Raw genomic sequence first — 15977 nt, 5'->3', positions numbered from 1 at the left:
GGGCGGGGCCGGTGGCAGGAACAGGGCGAAGCGGCGGCGTTCGCGGCACCGCCTAGCGTGAACCGCCCTTCGGCGCATTCCGGCCAGCCGGAAGTTGCGCTGGTTTCCGGATTTTGCGCTGGTGATCTCTCTGGCGACGAATCACCCGCGCTGTTAGAGTTCCTTAATTTCGACGTAATTGATCACTTTTTCTCACCTTTCCGGGGGCTGACTGATGGCATTTGCATCTTCTTCACTGGCAATTTCCGACCTCAACGATTCCATCTTCGGGACAAGCGGGGACGACGAGCTCTCCGGCTTGGGCGGGGACGATTCGATTGACGGCGGCTATGGCGGCATCGACACGCTCTACGGCGGCACGGGCAATGACCTGTTGTGGACGCGGACCGATGATCTGGCCTATGGCGGCGACGGCGACGACACGCTGTCGGTCGGGGGCGACGGGCCTTCGGTGCTGGATGGCGGCACGGGCACCAATATCCTGCGCTTCGAGGGCGGCTATGACATCTCGTCTTCCACCCTCGTCAACCTGCAACAGGCCTGGATTGCCGGCACGGCGGTGATGACGACCGCCCAGATGGCCAGCTTCCAGCTGATCTCGGGCTATAACGCCGGCTATACCTCGGCGGGGATCACGCTGAGCGAAGGGGGCACGGCGACGGTGGTCCTCTCTTCCACCCTGACCAATTACTTCTCGCTCACCGGGTCGGGGATGGCGGACCGGATCACTTTCGATCCGGGCTATGGCCATACGATCTATGCCTATATGGGCCTTGGCAACGACAAGGTGACCACGGCCGGCGGCAACGATTCCCTGCGCGGCGAGGATGGCAGCGATACGCTGGCCGGGCTTGGCGGCAACGATTCCATCGACGGCGGCGTCGGTGCGGATTCGATGCTGGGCGGCGACGGCAATGATTACCTCATCGTCTATGGCGCCGATACTGCTGCGGGCGGCAATGGCGACGACCTGATCTCGATCGCGGGCAATGGCGCGGCCATCCTCGCCGGCGGGGCCAATGTCGACATGCTGCGCTTCGAGGGCGCCTATGACATCAGCAGCGCCACCCTTTCGGGGTTCGAGCAGCTCTTGGCGGGCAGCAACGCGATGATGACCGCGGCGCAGCTGGATCAGTTCACCAAGGTTTCGGGCTATGACACCAATTACACCACGGCGGGGGTGACGCTGACCCAGGGCGGCACGGCCGATGTGACGCTGTCGGTGACGCTGAGCAATTACTTCGCGCTGACCGGATCGTCGCAGGCTGACCTGATCACCTTCGCCCCCGGCTACAACGCCAGGATCTACGCCTATATGGGCGGCGGCAACGACTCTGTCACGGCCTCGGGCGGGGCCGACAGCATCCGGGGCGAGACGGGCAATGACACGCTGCTGGGGATGAACGGCGACGATTCCATCGACGGCGGCAGCGGCGCGGATTCGGTCAACGGCGGCGCGGGCAATGACTTCCTGATCGCGGGCTACGGCGACACCGTTCTGGGCGGGCTCGGCGACGACCTCTTCTCGCTCAGCGGCAACATGCCGGCCTCGCTGGACGGTGGCACCGGCAATGACACGCTGCGCTTCGAGAACAGCTTCGATCTGACCGGCACCACGATCACCGGGTTCGAGCAGCTGAACGCCTATGCCACCACCTCGCTGACCACGGCGCAGCTGGCGCAATTCGCCACGGTCGCGGGCTACAGCCCGGCCTATACCACGGCGACCCTGAACCTGACCCATGGCGGATCGGCCAATGTCACCGTGGCGGCCTCCGTGTCGAGCTATATCGCCATCACCGGCTCGGCCGAGGCCGATGCCTTGACCTTCACCGGCGGCTATCTCGGCGCGGTCAATGTCGCGATGGGTGGCGGCAATGACAGCATCCTCGCCTCCAGCGGCAATGACAGCCTGCGCGGCGACGATGGCGACGACACGCTGGCGGGCTCGCTCGGCAATGACAGCCTCGATGGCGGCACCGGGGTGGATTCGCTCTATGGCGGCAATGGCGACGACCTTCTGATCCTGCGCTTCTGGGACAGCGCCTATGGCGGGGCCAACAACGACCTTCTGTCGGTCAACGACAATTACCCCGCCACGCTGGATGGCGGCGCCAATTTCGATATCCTGCGCTTCGAGGGCAACTACGACATCACCGGTTCGACCATCACCGGGATCGAGCAGCTGAACCTCAACAACAACGACACGATGACCGCGACCCAGCTTGGGCTTTTCACCACGGTCTCCGCCTATAACGCGGGCTATACCAGCGCCGGCGTCACCCTGTCCGAAGGCGGCACCGCCACGATCAACCTGGCCGCCTCGCTCAGTTCTTATTTCAGCCTGACCGGCTCTTCGGATGCAGATATCCTGACCTTCGGCCCGGCCTATACCGGCATCATCTATGCCTATACCGGCGGCGGCGATGACAGCGTCACCGCGGCCTCGGGCAATGACAGCCTGCGCGGCGAGGACGGCAACGACAGCATCTTCGGCTACAACGGCAACGATTCCATCGATGGCGGCAATGGCGACGACGTGTTGAACGGCCAGAACGGCAATGACACGATCGACGGCGGCACTGGCATCGATTCCATCGTCGGCGGGGTCGGGGATGACGTGCTGGTCGCCCGGCTGGGCGACAGCGTCTATGGCGGCAACAACAACGACCTCGTCGCCGTGGCCGAGAGCCTGCCCGCGCTGCTGGACGGCGGTCTGGGCAATGACACGCTGCGCTTCGAGAATGGCTATGACATCACCGGCAGCAAGGTCACCGGGTTCGAGACGCTGGCGACCAATGGCACGGTGATGCTGACGGCGGCGCAGCTCAACAGCTTCTCGCTCGTTCAGGGCTATGGGGTCGGCTATACCGGCGCCGCGGTCCGGCTGACGGTCGGTGGCACGGCTGCGATCACGCTTTCCTCCGGCCTGACCTCGTATTTCTCGCTGCAGGGCTCGTCTGGCGACGACAAGATCAGCTTCAACACCGGGTTCAGCGCCACGATCTTTGGCTATGGCGGGGGCGGCAATGACAGCATCACGGCGGCCTCGGGGGCGGATTCGCTGCGCGGCGATCAGGGCAACGACACGCTGACCGGCCTTGGCGGCAATGACTCGATCGACGGCGGCGCCGGGGCGGATGTGATCGTGGGCGGCGCCGGGGTCGACCAGCTGACCGGCGGCATCGGGCGCGACACCTTCGTCTTCGACACGCTCAGCTCCTCGAACACGCTGACTCCGGACCGCATCACCGATTTCGAGTCGGCGGGCGCTGGCAAGGGCGACCTCATCGACGTCTCGGCGATCGATGCCGATGGCAATCTGGGCGTCAACGACAGCTTCATCTTCGGCTCGACCGGGCTTGGCGGGCTGTCGGTCGTCGACAGCGGCACCGATACTTTGGTGCGCCTGAACACCGACAATGACGCGGCTTTCGAGGTTGTCATCCTGATCGCCGATGGCGGCGTGCTGGCTTCGGCCTATACCGCGGCCGATTTCAACCTCTGATCCGGTCCGGGCGGCGGCAATCCCTCCGCCCGGTCTGATCCAGATCAACGCCGCGGCGCGGCAAGAAGGGCAATCTGGGGCGACAAGCAGGTCGCCCCCGCGCGGGTCTCTGCATCTTCTCCAGAAGGGAGCCCGCCATGCCCGCCCCAGTTTCCGAAGCTGCGAAGGTGCCGACCCTTGCGGCCCATGCCGTGATCGACAAGGCCTTTCACGCCATGATGGCGCGGATGACGCTTGGCATCGCGCCATCGGCTCTGACCCAGGCCTTCACCGACTGGGCCGAGCATCTGGCGACCGCGCCCGGCACCCAGATGGCGCTGGCGGGCCAGGCGCTGCGGATGGGCGCCGAGCTTGCCCGCTATGGCGCGCAGGCCTCCCTCGGCGCCGAGGCTGTGCCTGTGGCCCAGCCCCAGCCCGGCGACCGCCGCTTTGCCGACCCCTCCTGGCAAGGCTTTCCCTTCAACCTGATGGCGCAGGGCTTTCTCGCGCAGGAACGCTGGTGGGATCAGGCCCTGACCACCGTCCCCGGCGTGACCGAGGCGCATGAGAAGGTGGCGGCCTTCGTGATGCGCCAGATGCTCGACACCGTCTCGCCCGCCAACTTTCCGCTGACCAACCCCGAGGTCCTGCAGGCCACCGCCGCGGAAGGCGGCATGAACCTGATCCGCGGCGCGGGGCACCTGGCCCAGGACATCGCCCATGCCCTGCGCCACCAGCGCCCCGACGGGGCCGAGGCCTTTCAGGTCGGCCGCGATCTGTCGGTGACCCCCGGCAAGGTGGTCTTCCGCAACCGCCTGATCGAGCTGATCCAATATGCCCCCACCACCGCAACCACGCGCCCCGAACCGATCCTGATGGTTCCGGCCTGGATCATGAAATACTATATCCTTGATCTCTCACCGGAAAACTCGCTGGTCCGCTACCTGGTCGGGCAGGGCTATACCGTCTTCATGATCTCCTGGCTGAACCCCGGGGCCGGGGATGCGGACCTGTCGATGGAGGATTACCGCAGCCTCGGCGTGATGGAGGCGCTGGAGGCGGTCACCGCCATCACCGGGCAGGGGGCGGTGCATGGGCTTGGCTATTGCCTGGGCGGCACCCTTCTTGCGATTGCGGCGGCGACGATGGCCCGCGATGGCGATGCTAGGTTCAAGACCCTGACCCTGCTCGCCGCCCAGACCGATTTCAGCGAAGCGGGCGAGCTGACGCTGTTCATCAACGAGGCGCAGGTCAGCTATCTGGAAGACATGATGTGGCAACAGGGCTATCTGGCCACCGATCAGATGGGCGGTGCCTTCAGATTGTTACGTTCGGCGGATCTGATCTGGTCGAAGAACGTGCATGATTACCTGATGGGGCAGCCGGTGAAGATGTTCGACCTTCTGGCCTGGAATGCCGATGGCACGCGGATGCCCGCGACGATGCATGCGCAATACCTGCGCCAGCTGTTCTTGCGCAACGAACTCGCCGCCGGCCATTATCGGGCGGGGGGCGGGCTGGTCACCGTCTCGGACATCACGGCGCCGGTGCTTGCCGTCGGCACCGAGGAGGACCATGTCGCGCCGTGGAAATCGGTCTACAAGCTGCATCTTCTGGCCGATACCGAGGTGACCTTCGTTCTGGCCAGCGGCGGGCACAATGCCGGCATCGTAGCACCGCCCGGCCATCCGAACCGGCATTACCGGGTCAACACGACCAAGGTCGGCGCACCCTACCGCGATGGCGAGGCCTGGGCGGCGGCCAGCCCCGAACGCCCCGGCTCCTGGTGGCAGGCGCTGTCGGACTGGCTCGACGCGCGCTCATCTCCGCCGGTGGACCCGCCGCCGCTGGGGCAGGCCTCTGGCAAATACCGGGCGCTCTGCGCGGCGCCGGGCACTTATGTGATGCAGGAATGACCATGACATTTTCCCTGACAGGCAAGGTGGCGCTGATCGTCGGCGTCGCCAACGAGGACTCCATCGCCACCGGCTGCGCCGAGGCCCTGGCGGCAGCCGGGGCGACCCTGGTCGTGACCTATGCCGACGAGAAGGCGCGCCCCCATGTCGAGCCGGTCGCAGCAAGGCTTGGCGCGGCCCTGGTCCTGCCGATGAACGTGCAGACCGAAGGCGCCATGGAAGCGGTCTTTGCCGCCATCGCCGAAAGATGGGGAAGGCTGGATTGCCTCGTCCATTCCATCGCCTTCTGCCCGCGCGAGGATCTGCATGGCCGCGTCACCGACAGCTCTGCCGCGGGCTTTGGCCTTGCGATGGACATTTCGGTCCATTCCCTGATCCGCCTCGCCCGGCTGGCCGAACCCCTGATGACCGAAGGCGGCGCCATCCTGACCATGAGCTATTACGGCGCCGAAAAGGTGGTCGATCATTACAACCTGATGGGCCCGGTCAAGGCCGCACTGGAAAGCACGGTGCGGGTTCTGGCCGCCGAGCTCGGGCCGAAGCGGATCAGCGTCAACGCCATCTCGCCCGGCCCGCTGCAGACCCGCGCCGGCTCCGGCATCGCCCATTTCGACGACCTGATCGAGGCGGCCCGCACCCGATCCCCCTTGCGCGATCTGGTCAGCATCGCCGATGTCGGCGCCATGGCGGCCTTTCTGGCCAGCGATGCCGGGCGCAACGTCTCGGGCGACGTGATCCATGTCGATGCCGGAATGCATGTTCTGGCCTGATCCCCTGACAGAAAAGGCCTGAAGATGCAGTATATCGAGAACAAGACCTATGACGAGATCGCGGTCGGTGACGCCGCCCAACTGGTCCGCCAGCTGGAACCCCGCGACATCGAGCTTTTCGCCGTCGTCTCGGGCGATGTGAACCCGGCCCATGTCGATGCCGACTATGCCAAGACCGACATGTTCCACCGCATCATCGCGCATGGCATGTGGGGCGGGGCGCTGATCTCGGCGGTTCTGGGCACCGAACTGCCGGGGCCGGGGACGATCTTCCTCACCCAGAGCCTGCGCTTTGACGCGCCGGTCTCGGTCGGCGATACGATCACCGTGCGGGTCGAGGTGACGGCGAAGGAACCGAAGAACCGCCTGACGCTGAACTGCACCTGCACCAATCAGGCAGGCAAGGTGGTGATCGCGGGCCAGGCCGAGGTGGTGGCCCCCACCGTCAAGGTCCGCCGCCCGCGCACCCTGTTGCCAGAGGTCCATCTACACGAGACCGGGGCGCTCTACCGCTCGCTGATCGACGCGACCCGGGTGCGCGCGCCGGTCACCGTCGCCGTCGTCCACCCTTGCGACGACGCCGCCCTTGCCGGCGCGATGGAGGCGGCAGAGGCCGGGCTGATCCTGCCCCTGCTGGTCGGCCCCCGCGCCAAGATCGAGGCCGCCGCCCGCGCCGCAGGTCGTGACCTCACCGGGGTCGAGCTGATCGACACCCCCCACAGCCATGCCGCCGCCGCCCGCGCCGTGGCGCTGGTGCATGAGGGCCGCGCCCAGGCCATCATGAAGGGCAGCCTGCACACAGACGAGCTGATGGCCGCCATCGTCGACAAGACCCTTGGCCTCAGAACCGACCGGCGGATGAGCCATATCTATGTGCTCGACGCGCCGCATTACCCCAAGCCGCTTTTCATCACCGATGCCGCGATCAACATCGCCCCCGATCTTCCGACCAAGCGCGACATCGTGCAGAACGCCGTCGATCTGGCCCATGCGATGGGGATTGCCCTGCCGAAAGTCGCGATCCTTTCGGCGGTGGAGACGGTGAACCCGGCGATGAGTTCCACAATCGATGCCGCGGCGCTGTGCAAGATGGCCGAGCGCGGGCAGATCAAGGGGGCGGTGCTGGACGGGCCCCTGGCCTTCGACAATGCGATCTCGATGGCTTCGGCGGCAACCAAGGGCATCACCTCCGCCGTGGCGGGGCAGGCCGATATCCTCGTGGCGCCCGATCTGGAGGCCGGCAACATGATGGCCAAGCAGCTGATTTATCTGGCGGGGGCCGAGGCCGCGGGCATCGTGATCGGCGCAAGGGTGCCGGTGATCCTGACCAGCCGCGCCGATGACACGCTGACCCGCCTCGCCTCCTGCGCCCTGGCGCAGATCTACATCGCCCGCCCGCAGGGCAAAGCGGGATGAGCGCGTCCGTCCCGGCGGCAGAACCGCAGACCGAGGGCCTCCTGATCCTGAATGCCGGCTCCTCCAGCCTGAAATTCGCGCTCTACCCTCTTGCCGAGGCTGCGGCGCTGATCCGGGGCAAGATCGCGGGCATAGGCTCCACGCCGCAGTTCCGGGCCGAGGATGCCGGGGGCAGGGCGCTGGACCCCGGCGCCCTCGCGCAGATCGCCCCCGATGCCGGGCTGGCGGCGCTGATCAAGGGCCTTCTCGACTGGATCGCCGCACATCATGCCGGGATCACCCTGCGCGGCATCGGCCACCGCGTGGTGCATGGCGGGCAGACCCATACCGGCCCGGCGCTTGTCACCCCCGCGGTGCTTGCCGATCTGACCGCCCTTGTCCCGCTCGCCCCGCTGCACCAGCCCTTCAGCCTCGCCTGCATCCGCGCCTGCACCGCATGGGCCGCGGACCTGCCGCAAGTCGCCTGCTTTGACACGAGCTTTCACCGCAGCCAGCCCCGCCTGCACCAGATCTTCGCCCTGCCACGGCAGCTGACCGAGGAGGGCATCCTGCGCTATGGCTTTCACGGGCTTTCGTACGACTATATCGCCGGCGAACTGCCCGCCCATCTTGGCGCGCGGGCCGAGGGGCGGGTGGTCGTGGCGCATCTGGGCAATGGCGCCAGCGCCTGCGCCTTGCTGGGGCGGCGCAGTCAGGCCAGCTCCACCGGCTTCACCGCACTCGACGGGCTCATGATGGGGGAACGCTGCGGCAGCATCGACCCCGGCGTCATCCTCCACCTGATCCAGCAGCGCGGGATGACCGCGGGAGAGGTCGAGACCCTGCTTTACAAACACTCCGGCCTGCGCGGCGTCTCGGGCCTCAGCGGCGACATGCGGGTGCTGGAGGAGAGCCCGGAACCCGCGGCACAGCTCGCCATCGACCTCTTCTGCCACCGCGCCGCCTGCGAGATCGCTGCCCTGCTGCCCGCCATCGGCGGCCTCGATGCGCTGGTCTTCACCGCGGGCATCGGCGAGAACTCCGCCCGGGTGCGCGACGGCATCTGCACCCGGCTCGGCTGGCTCGGGCTGGCGCTGGACCCAAGGCGGAATGCGGCGGGGCAGGGGGTGATCAGCCGCGCCGACAGCCCGGTCACCGCCCTCGTCCTGCCCACCAACGAAGAGCTTCCCATCGCACGCGCCCTCCGCTGCCTTCTGCAGGCCCCGCAAGCCTGACTTGCGGAAGGCCCCGGTTTCAGGCATGAGCGGCGGCTTGATAGGCAGCCAAGGGAAGATCACGATGGATTACAGCAAATCTGGCTACCCGCGGGCGGACAAGAACACGCCGCGCGTCCAGGGCCACAAGGCCAAGGGCGCCCCTGGCGCGCCGCTCAACCTGCGCATGACGAAGGAAGAGCTGCTGGCCCGCATGAAAGCCGCCGCCGCCGCCAAGAAGGCGGAAGAGCCGAAGTAAGCGCCCCCCGCCCAAGCCCCCCTGTAACAAGGGGCGGCGCCGGCGCGAAATGTCCAGAGACCGCCCCAGGGACACAGCCTGCCGGGGCGGCCGCGCAACGCCCCCGCCGCCAAGGCCGGGGCCCTTTTCTGGACGAGACGACACATGAAAGCCACCTGGACCCTGCACGACGGGCGCGAGATCACCCTGGATGTGAAGCCCGGCACCTCCCTGATGGAGGCCGCCACTGCCCGCGCCATCCCCGGCATCATCGGCGAATGCGGCGGGGCGCTCGCCTGCGCCACCTGCCATGTCGTGGTGGCGCCCGACTGGTTCGCGAAGACCGGCGGCCCGGGCACGATGGAGGATGACATGCTCGACAGCACCGATGCCGAACGCCAGCCCTGTTCGCGCCTCTCCTGCCAGATCCGGATGAGTGCGGCGCTCGACGGCATCCGCGTCACGGTCCCCGAGGCCTGAAACCGCGCCCCCATGGCCCCGGCCAAGCCGAATCCTTGACGCAAGCCCCGAGGTGGATCACACCCAAAGCGCTTTAGATCGGGGGGGCCAATGGAATATCTGGACCAAAGCCTGAAAGGGCTGTTTGTCGATCTGCAGACCTCCGGCCTCTGGCCGGATCAGAAGGTGATCGCCGACGCGGTGCTTCTGGCCCCGGCGGGCGAGATCCTCGCCGCCTATGACGAGGCCAAAGCGGCGGGCACGCCCGACCTTGCCGCCTTCTTCGCCCGCTGGTTCCGCCCGGTCGCGGCGGGCGCCTCCGCCTACCGCACCAACCCTGCCCATGCCCCGCAGGACCATCTCGCCGCGGTCTGGCCGCATCTGATCCGCCCGGCCGACGACCCGCAGGAACGCTCGACCCGCTTTCCGCTGCCGCACCCCTATATCGTCGCCGGGGGCCGCTTCCAGGAGGCCTATTACTGGGACAGCTACTTCAGCCACCTCGGGCTTCTGCGGTCCGGCCAGCATGATCTGGTCCGCGCCAGCCTCGACAATTTCGCCCATGCCATCGCCACGATCGGCCATATCCCGAACGGCTTTCGCAGCTATTTCCTGACCCGCTCGCAGCCGCCCTTCTTCGCCGCCATGGTGCAGGATTATGGCCGCGCGACCGGCGATCTGGCCGGGGCCTATGCCCGTTACCGCGGCGCGATGCAGGCCGAATACCGCTATTTCATGTCCTCCTCGCATAATGTCGGCGGGCTCGCGCGCTATTGGGACGATGCCAACAGCCCGCGGATCGAGATGTATGGCACCGATCTGGCATGGCTCGACCATGCCCGCAGCCACCCCGATTTCTTCCGCAACCTGCGGGCGGCCTGCGAAAGCGGCTGGGATTTCTCGTCGCGCTGGCTGACCGATCCTGCCGACCTCGGCACCGTGCGCACGACCGAGCTTTGGGCCATCGACCTCAACTGCCTGCTGTTGCGTTATGAAGAGATCCTGGCCCAGGCCACCGGCCATACCCGCTATGTCACCGCCGCCAATGCGCGGCGCCGCGCCATTTCGCAGCGGTTCTTCGACAAGGAGCGCGGTTATTTCTGCGATGTCCAGATTGCCGATGGCAAGCTGGTGCCGATCACCACGGCGGCGGGGATGTTCGCGCTCTATGCCGGTGCGGCCCGTCCCGATCAGGCAGCACGCGCGGCGGAATGGATGGAGGTGCATCTTCTGGCGCCGGGCGGTCTTCTGACCTCGGACGTGACCTCGGGCCAGCAATGGGATGCGCCGAACGGCTGGGCGCCGCTGCAATGGATCGCCATCCAGGGTCTGCGCCGCTATGGGATGGAGGATCTGGCCGAGGCCCTGCGCACCCGCTGGCTTGCCACCTGCGATGCGGTCTTTGCGGCCTCGGGCAAGTTCGTCGAGAAGTACAACGTGCTCGACCCGCTGGCCGCCTCGGGCGGCGGGGAATATGCCCTGCAGGACGGTTTTGGCTGGACCAATGGCGTCTATCTCGACCTTGCCGACGCCTAGCGTCTTCCCCGCGTAGAGACGAAAGGAAGACGCGGGCAAGACGGGTTCAAGACGCGTTCCAGACCGCCAGATTTCATTTTTGGTTGGAATATTCGTTCCAGACTGTTAGCCTGTTCCAAACCTTGGCAGGACCGGCGCAGGAACATGATGGACGAGACTTCAGCCCTTGGCGCGCTTCCCCAGACCGCCCCGACGACGGTGGAGGAGTTTCGCATCCGCTTGACCGGCGTGCTGGACGATCTGCCGCGCCGCTTGCGGCAATGCGCCGACTATATCGCCGCCAACACCGACCGGATCGCCGTCTCCACCGTGGCCGAGCTTGCCGCCGGGGCCGATGTGCCGCCCTCGGCCCTGATGCGCTTTTGCCAGATCCTCGGCTTTTCGGGCTTTTCCGAAATGCAGCGCCTGTTCCGCGAGGCCTATACCCCCGGCTGGCCGGATTATTCGACCCGGCTGAAGAACCTCAAGCAGGGCGGGGCGGGCAGCCCGACCGCCCTTCTGGCCGAGTTCATCGAGGCCGGGCGCCTCTCGCTGGAATCGCTGGCGAAATCGGCGGACGAGGCGGCGCTGCAACAGGCGGTGGGCCTGCTGGCCGGGGCGAAGACCGTGCATATCGTCGGCCTGCGCCGCGCCTTTCCGGTGGCCTGTTATCTGGCCTATGTCTTTGAGAAGATGTCGGTTCCGGCGATGCTGCATGATGCGGTGGGGCGGCTTGACCACCGCTCGGCGCTGCGCCGTGGCGATGCGGTGCTGGCCATCACCTTCGCGCCCTATTCCGAAGAGACCATCGCCCTGGCCGAGGCCGCCAAGGCGCGCGGCCTTCCCGTCGTGGCGCTGACCGACCGGATGACCTCGCCCCTCGCGCGCTACAGCGACGCGATCCTGACCCTGTCCGAGGTCGATTTCGGCGCCTTCCGCTCGCTTTCCGCGACCATGGCCATGGTCATGGCGCTGGCCGTGGCGGTGGGCACGGCGCGCGGCGGCTGACCTTGGGGCAGGGCGCAGAATTCGCTTTGCCTTTCGCCAAAAATAGAATAAATATTCCAAAAGCGGCGCCAGCCGCTGAGTCTTGGCACCTCTGTTCCGTTTCCGCCGTTCTGTTTTGGGAGAAACCATGAAAACCACCGGGAAACCCCTCGACGTCATCACCATCGGCCGCTCCTCGGTCGACCTTTACGGCGCGCAGGTTGGCGGGCGGCTGGAGGATATGGGCTCCTTCCAGAAATATATCGGCGGCTCGCCCACCAACATGGCGGCGGGGACGGCGCGGCTGGGGTTGAAATCGGCGCTGATCACCCGGGTCGGCGATGAACATATGGGCCGGTTCATCCGCGAGGAGCTTGCCAAGGAAGGCGTCGATGTGCGCGGCGTCATCACCGACAAGGAGCGTCTGACGGCGCTGGTCCTGCTCGGCATCCGGGATGAGAAGCAGTTCCCGCTGATCTTCTACCGTGAAAACTGCGCCGACATGGCGCTCTGCGAGGCGGATATCGACGAGGGCTTCATCGCCGAAAGCCGCTCGGTCGTGGCCACCGGTACCCATCTGTCGCATCCCCGCACCGAAAGTGCCGTCTTGAAGGCCCTGACGCTGGCCCGCAAGCATGGCGCGCGCACCGCGCTGGACATCGACTACCGCCCGAACCTCTGGGGTCTGGCCGGCCATGGCGACGGCGAAAGCCGCTTCATCGAAAGCGCCGCGGTCACCGCCAAGCTGCAATCCAGCTTGCATTTCTTCGATCTGATCGTCGGCACCGAGGAAGAGTTCCACATCGCCGGCGGCTCCACCGACACGATCGCCGCCTTGCGCGCGGTGCGGGCGGTGTCCAGGGCCACGCTGGTCTGCAAGCGTGGGCCGATGGGGGCCGTGGCTTTCGAGGGCGACATCCCGGATTCGCTGGACGATGGCCAGACCGGCCCGGGCTTTCCGATCGAGGTCTTCAACGTGCTGGGCGCCGGCGATGGCTTCATGTCGGGCCTGATCAAGGGCTGGCTGGATGACGAACCCTGGCCGACCGCTCTGAAATACGCCAATGTCTGCGGGGCCTTCGCGGTCAGCCGCCATGGCTGCACCCCGGCTTACCCAAGCTGGGAGGAGCTGCAGTTCTTCCTCAACCGCGGCATCGTCAACAAGGCCTTGCGCAAGGATCTGGCGCTGGAGCAGGTGCATTGGTCGACCAACCGCCGCAAGCGCTGGACCGAAGTGCGCGCCTTTGCCTATGACCACCGCATCCAGATGGAAGAGATCCCCGGCGCCACGCCGGAAAAGATCGCCGCCTTCAAGGAGCTGTGCGTCGATGTGACGACCGAGGTTGCCGCCGGCCGCGAGGGATACGGCCTGCTGTGCGACAGCCGTCTCGGCCGCTCGGCCCTCTACCGCGCCGAAGGGCAGGGGCTCTGGATCGGGCGTCCGGTCGAATGGCCCGCCTCGCGCCCCCTGACGCTTGAGCCCGAGATCGGCCCCGATTTCGGCGGCCTCTCGGAATGGCCCTTGGATCATGTGGTCAAGGTCCTGTGCTTCTGTCACCCGGATGACACGCCCGAGATGCGGGCCGCGCAAGAGGACACCGTGACCCGCCTTTTCGCCGCCTGCCGCCGCAACCGGCTGGAGATGCTTCTGGAAATCATCCCCTCCAAGGTCGGCCCGGTCGATGATCTGACCAATGCCCGGCTGATCCAGCGCTGGTATGACATCGGGGTCTTCCCCGACTGGTGGAAGCTGGAGCCGATGCAGACCACCGAAGCCTGGGCCGCCACCTGTGCCGCGATCGAGGCCAATGACCCCCATGTGCAGGGCATCGTGATCCTCGGCCTTGGCCAGAGCGAGGAGGAGCTTGCCGCCTCCTTCCGGCTGGCGGCGCCCTTCCCGCTGGTCAAGGGCTTTGCCGTGGGGCGCACCATCCATGGCGATGTGGGCCGCGACTGGATCGCCGGCAAGATTGACGACGCGACCGCCGTGGCCACAATGGCCGCGAATTTCCGCCGCCTCTGCGGCTATTGGGACGAGGCCCGTTTGGGCAAGGGAGAAGCAGCATGACCACCCAGACGATCCGGCTCACCGCCGCGCAGGCGATGATGAAATGGCTCTCGGTGCAGAGGACCGAAGAGGGCGAGCGTTTCATCGAAGGCGTCTGGGCGATCTTCGGCCATGGCAACGTGGCCGGCATCGGCGAGGCCCTGCACGGCATCGGTCAGGCGCTGCCGACCTGGCGTGGCCAGAACGAGCAGACCATGGCCCATGCGGCGATCGCCTATGCCAAGACGATGAAGCGGCGGCGGGCGATGGCGGTGACCTCCTCGATCGGGCCGGGGGCCTTGAACATGGTGACGGCGGCGGCGCTGGCGCATGTGAACCGGCTGCCGGTTCTGCTGATCCCCGGCGATGTCTTCGCCAACCGCGCGCCCGACCCGGTGCTGCAGCAGATCGAGGATTTCGACGATGGCAGTGTCTCGGCCAATGATTGTTTCAAGCCGGTCAGCCGCTATTTCGACCGCATCTCGCGCCCCGAACATCTGCTGACGGCCCTGCCGCGCGCGCTGCGCGTGATGACCGACCCGGCCAATTGCGGCCCGGTGACCCTGGCCTTCTGCCAGGACACCCAGGCCGAGGCCTATGACTATCCGGTCGCCTTCTTCGAGCCGAAGGTCTGGTACATCCGCCGCCTCGAGCCCGACCAGCGCGAGCTGGAGGCCGCCGTGGCCGCGATCCGTGCCGCCAAGAAGCCCCTGATCGTGACCGGTGGCGGGGTGATCTATTCCGGCGCCGAGGCAGCACTGGCGGAATTTGCGACCCGGCACAACATCCCGATGGTCGAAAGCCAGGCCGGCAAGGGCGCGGTGGATTGGGAGCATCCCCTGCACTTTGGCTCGCCCGGGGTGACCGGCACCGGCTGCGGCAACAAGCTGGCGGCCGAGGCGGATCTGGTGATCGGCGTCGGCACGCGGTTCCAGGATTTCACCACCGGGTCGTGGACGGTCTTCTCGGCCCCGGGGCGCAAGCTTCTGTCGATCAACATCCACGGCTATGATGCGGACAAGCGCGGGGCGCAGGCCCTTGTCTCCGATGCGCGGGTGGCCTTGGAGAAGATCGGCGCCGCCCTTGGCAGCCACCGCTTCGCCGACCCGGATTTCGCGGCGCGTGCGGCCTGGTTCGCCACGACCGACGGTCTGATGGCAGAGCCTTCGGGCAATGACCTGCCGACCGATGCCCAGGTGATCGGCGCCGTGCAGCGCAACACCGGCAAGTCCTCGGTCGTCATGTGTGCGGCGGGGACGATGCCGGGCGCGCTCCACGTGTTGTGGCGGGCGGCGCAGGCCGGCTATCACATGGAATACGGCTTCTCCTGCATGGGCTACGAGATTGCCGGCGCCATGGGGATCAAGATGGCCCGGCCCGACGCGGATGTGGTCTGCATGGTGGGCGATGGCAGCTACATGATGGCCAATTCGGAGCTTGCGACGGCGGTGATGATGGGCATTCCCTTCACCGTGGTCCTGACCGACAACCGCGGCTACGGCTGCATCAACCGGCTGCAACAGGCAACCGGCGGCGCGCCCTTCAACAACATGCTGGACGACAGCTATCATGTGAACCCGGCCAACATCGACTTCGTCGCCCATGCCGGTGCCATGGGAGCAAAGGTGGTCAAGGCAGGCTCGGTCGCCGAACTCGAGGCTGCGATGCAGAAGGCGAAGGGCGCCAGCATCCCGACCGTCATCGTGATCGACACCGACCCGGTTCCGGGCACCGGCGCCGGCGGCACCTGGTGGGACGTGGCCGTGCCCGAAGTCTCGGACCGAGCCGAGGTGCGCGCGGCCCGCGAAGGCTACGAGGCCGCGATCCGGCGCCAAGCGCTGGTGAACTGAAGCTAAGCCGGGGGGCCAGCCCCCCGGACCAAGCCCAAGCCGGGGGGGCCAGCCCCCCGGACCCCCCGGGATATTTATGGACCAATGAAGGAGGCGAAG

11 protein-coding genes are annotated in these 15977 nt (G+C 66.8%); all 11 read left to right on the top strand.

Going from position 1 to position 15977, the window contains the following annotated elements:
- Positions 1 to 214 precede the first annotated feature (214 nt).
- The 11 genes from AC1DZT_RS03525 to iolD all read left to right on the top strand — a co-directional run bounded on the left by AC1DZT_RS03525 (position 215) and on the right by iolD (position 15878).
- On the top strand, positions 215 to 3508 hold the full coding sequence (locus AC1DZT_RS03525) for a beta strand repeat-containing protein (RefSeq protein WP_478005218.1): 3294 nt from the start codon (positions 215 to 217) through the stop codon (positions 3506 to 3508).
- A 137-nt stretch (positions 3509 to 3645) separates the two neighbouring features.
- Complete coding sequence (locus tag AC1DZT_RS03520; RefSeq protein WP_478005217.1) at positions 3646 to 5403, top strand: PHA/PHB synthase family protein; 1758 nt, start codon at positions 3646 to 3648, stop codon at positions 5401 to 5403.
- A 2-nt stretch (positions 5404 to 5405) separates the two neighbouring features.
- Entirely contained in the window at positions 5406 to 6173 is a 768-nt protein-coding gene (gene fabI / locus AC1DZT_RS03515; protein WP_478005216.1) for an enoyl-ACP reductase FabI, read from the top strand.
- A gap of 24 nt (positions 6174 to 6197) precedes the next feature.
- Positions 6198 to 7589: a bifunctional enoyl-CoA hydratase/phosphate acetyltransferase gene (locus tag AC1DZT_RS03510; protein WP_478005215.1), complete on the top strand. Its 1392-nt coding sequence runs from the start codon at positions 6198 to 6200 to the stop codon at positions 7587 to 7589.
- Complete coding sequence (locus AC1DZT_RS03505; protein WP_478005214.1) at positions 7586 to 8803, top strand: acetate/propionate family kinase; 1218 nt, start codon at positions 7586 to 7588, stop codon at positions 8801 to 8803. Before AC1DZT_RS03510 ends, AC1DZT_RS03505 begins: the two co-directional genes overlap by 4 nt.
- 25 nt (positions 8804 to 8828) lie before the next feature.
- The gene (locus AC1DZT_RS03500; protein WP_478005213.1) at positions 8829 to 9041 is read left to right on the top strand and encodes a hypothetical protein; all 213 of its coding nucleotides are present in this window, start codon (positions 8829 to 8831) and stop codon (positions 9039 to 9041) included.
- Between the two features lie 144 nt (positions 9042 to 9185).
- On the top strand, positions 9186 to 9500 hold the full coding sequence (locus AC1DZT_RS03495; protein WP_478005212.1) for a 2Fe-2S iron-sulfur cluster-binding protein: 315 nt from the start codon (positions 9186 to 9188) through the stop codon (positions 9498 to 9500).
- A gap of 90 nt (positions 9501 to 9590) precedes the next feature.
- Complete coding sequence (locus tag AC1DZT_RS03490; protein WP_478005211.1) at positions 9591 to 11015, top strand: trehalase family glycosidase; 1425 nt, start codon at positions 9591 to 9593, stop codon at positions 11013 to 11015.
- A 147-nt stretch (positions 11016 to 11162) separates the two neighbouring features.
- A complete protein-coding gene (locus tag AC1DZT_RS03485) occupies positions 11163 to 12002 on the top strand; it encodes a MurR/RpiR family transcriptional regulator (protein ID WP_478005210.1) in 840 nt (279 codons plus the stop codon).
- Between the two features lie 127 nt (positions 12003 to 12129).
- Entirely contained in the window at positions 12130 to 14049 is a 1920-nt protein-coding gene (locus AC1DZT_RS03480; protein WP_478005209.1) for a bifunctional 5-dehydro-2-deoxygluconokinase/5-dehydro-2-deoxyphosphogluconate aldolase, read from the top strand.
- The gene (iolD, locus tag AC1DZT_RS03475) at positions 14046 to 15878 is read left to right on the top strand and encodes a 3D-(3,5/4)-trihydroxycyclohexane-1,2-dione acylhydrolase (decyclizing) (protein ID WP_478005208.1); all 1833 of its coding nucleotides are present in this window, start codon (positions 14046 to 14048) and stop codon (positions 15876 to 15878) included. The genes AC1DZT_RS03480 and iolD overlap by 4 nt, the downstream gene beginning before the upstream one ends.
- Positions 15879 to 15977 lie beyond the last annotated feature (99 nt).

The sequence above is a fragment of the Rhodobacter sp. P1_C2 genome (assembly GCF_056406375.1).
This window is presented reverse-complemented; position numbering and strand designations above follow the sequence as displayed.

Excerpts from the sequence above, each read along its gene's own strand:
- AC1DZT_RS03490 (WP_478005211.1), top strand. The coding sequence starts at position 9,591 with ATGGAATATCTGGACCAAAGCCTGAAAGGGCTGTTTGTCGATCTGCAG.
- AC1DZT_RS03485 (WP_478005210.1), top strand. The coding sequence starts at position 11,163 with ATGGACGAGACTTCAGCCCTTGGCGCGCTTCCCCAGACCGCCCCGACG.
- AC1DZT_RS03500 (WP_478005213.1), top strand. The coding sequence starts at position 8,829 with ATGAGCGGCGGCTTGATAGGCAGCCAAGGGAAGATCACGATGGATTAC.
- AC1DZT_RS03525 (WP_478005218.1), top strand. The coding sequence starts at position 215 with ATGGCATTTGCATCTTCTTCACTGGCAATTTCCGACCTCAACGATTCC.
- iolD (WP_478005208.1), top strand. The coding sequence starts at position 14,046 with ATGACCACCCAGACGATCCGGCTCACCGCCGCGCAGGCGATGATGAAA.
- AC1DZT_RS03495 (WP_478005212.1), top strand. The coding sequence starts at position 9,186 with ATGAAAGCCACCTGGACCCTGCACGACGGGCGCGAGATCACCCTGGAT.
- AC1DZT_RS03505 (WP_478005214.1), top strand. The coding sequence starts at position 7,586 with ATGAGCGCGTCCGTCCCGGCGGCAGAACCGCAGACCGAGGGCCTCCTG.
- AC1DZT_RS03480 (WP_478005209.1), top strand. The coding sequence starts at position 12,130 with ATGAAAACCACCGGGAAACCCCTCGACGTCATCACCATCGGCCGCTCC.
- fabI (WP_478005216.1), top strand. The coding sequence starts at position 5,406 with ATGACATTTTCCCTGACAGGCAAGGTGGCGCTGATCGTCGGCGTCGCC.
- AC1DZT_RS03520 (WP_478005217.1), top strand. The coding sequence starts at position 3,646 with ATGCCCGCCCCAGTTTCCGAAGCTGCGAAGGTGCCGACCCTTGCGGCC.
- AC1DZT_RS03510 (WP_478005215.1), top strand. The coding sequence starts at position 6,198 with ATGCAGTATATCGAGAACAAGACCTATGACGAGATCGCGGTCGGTGAC.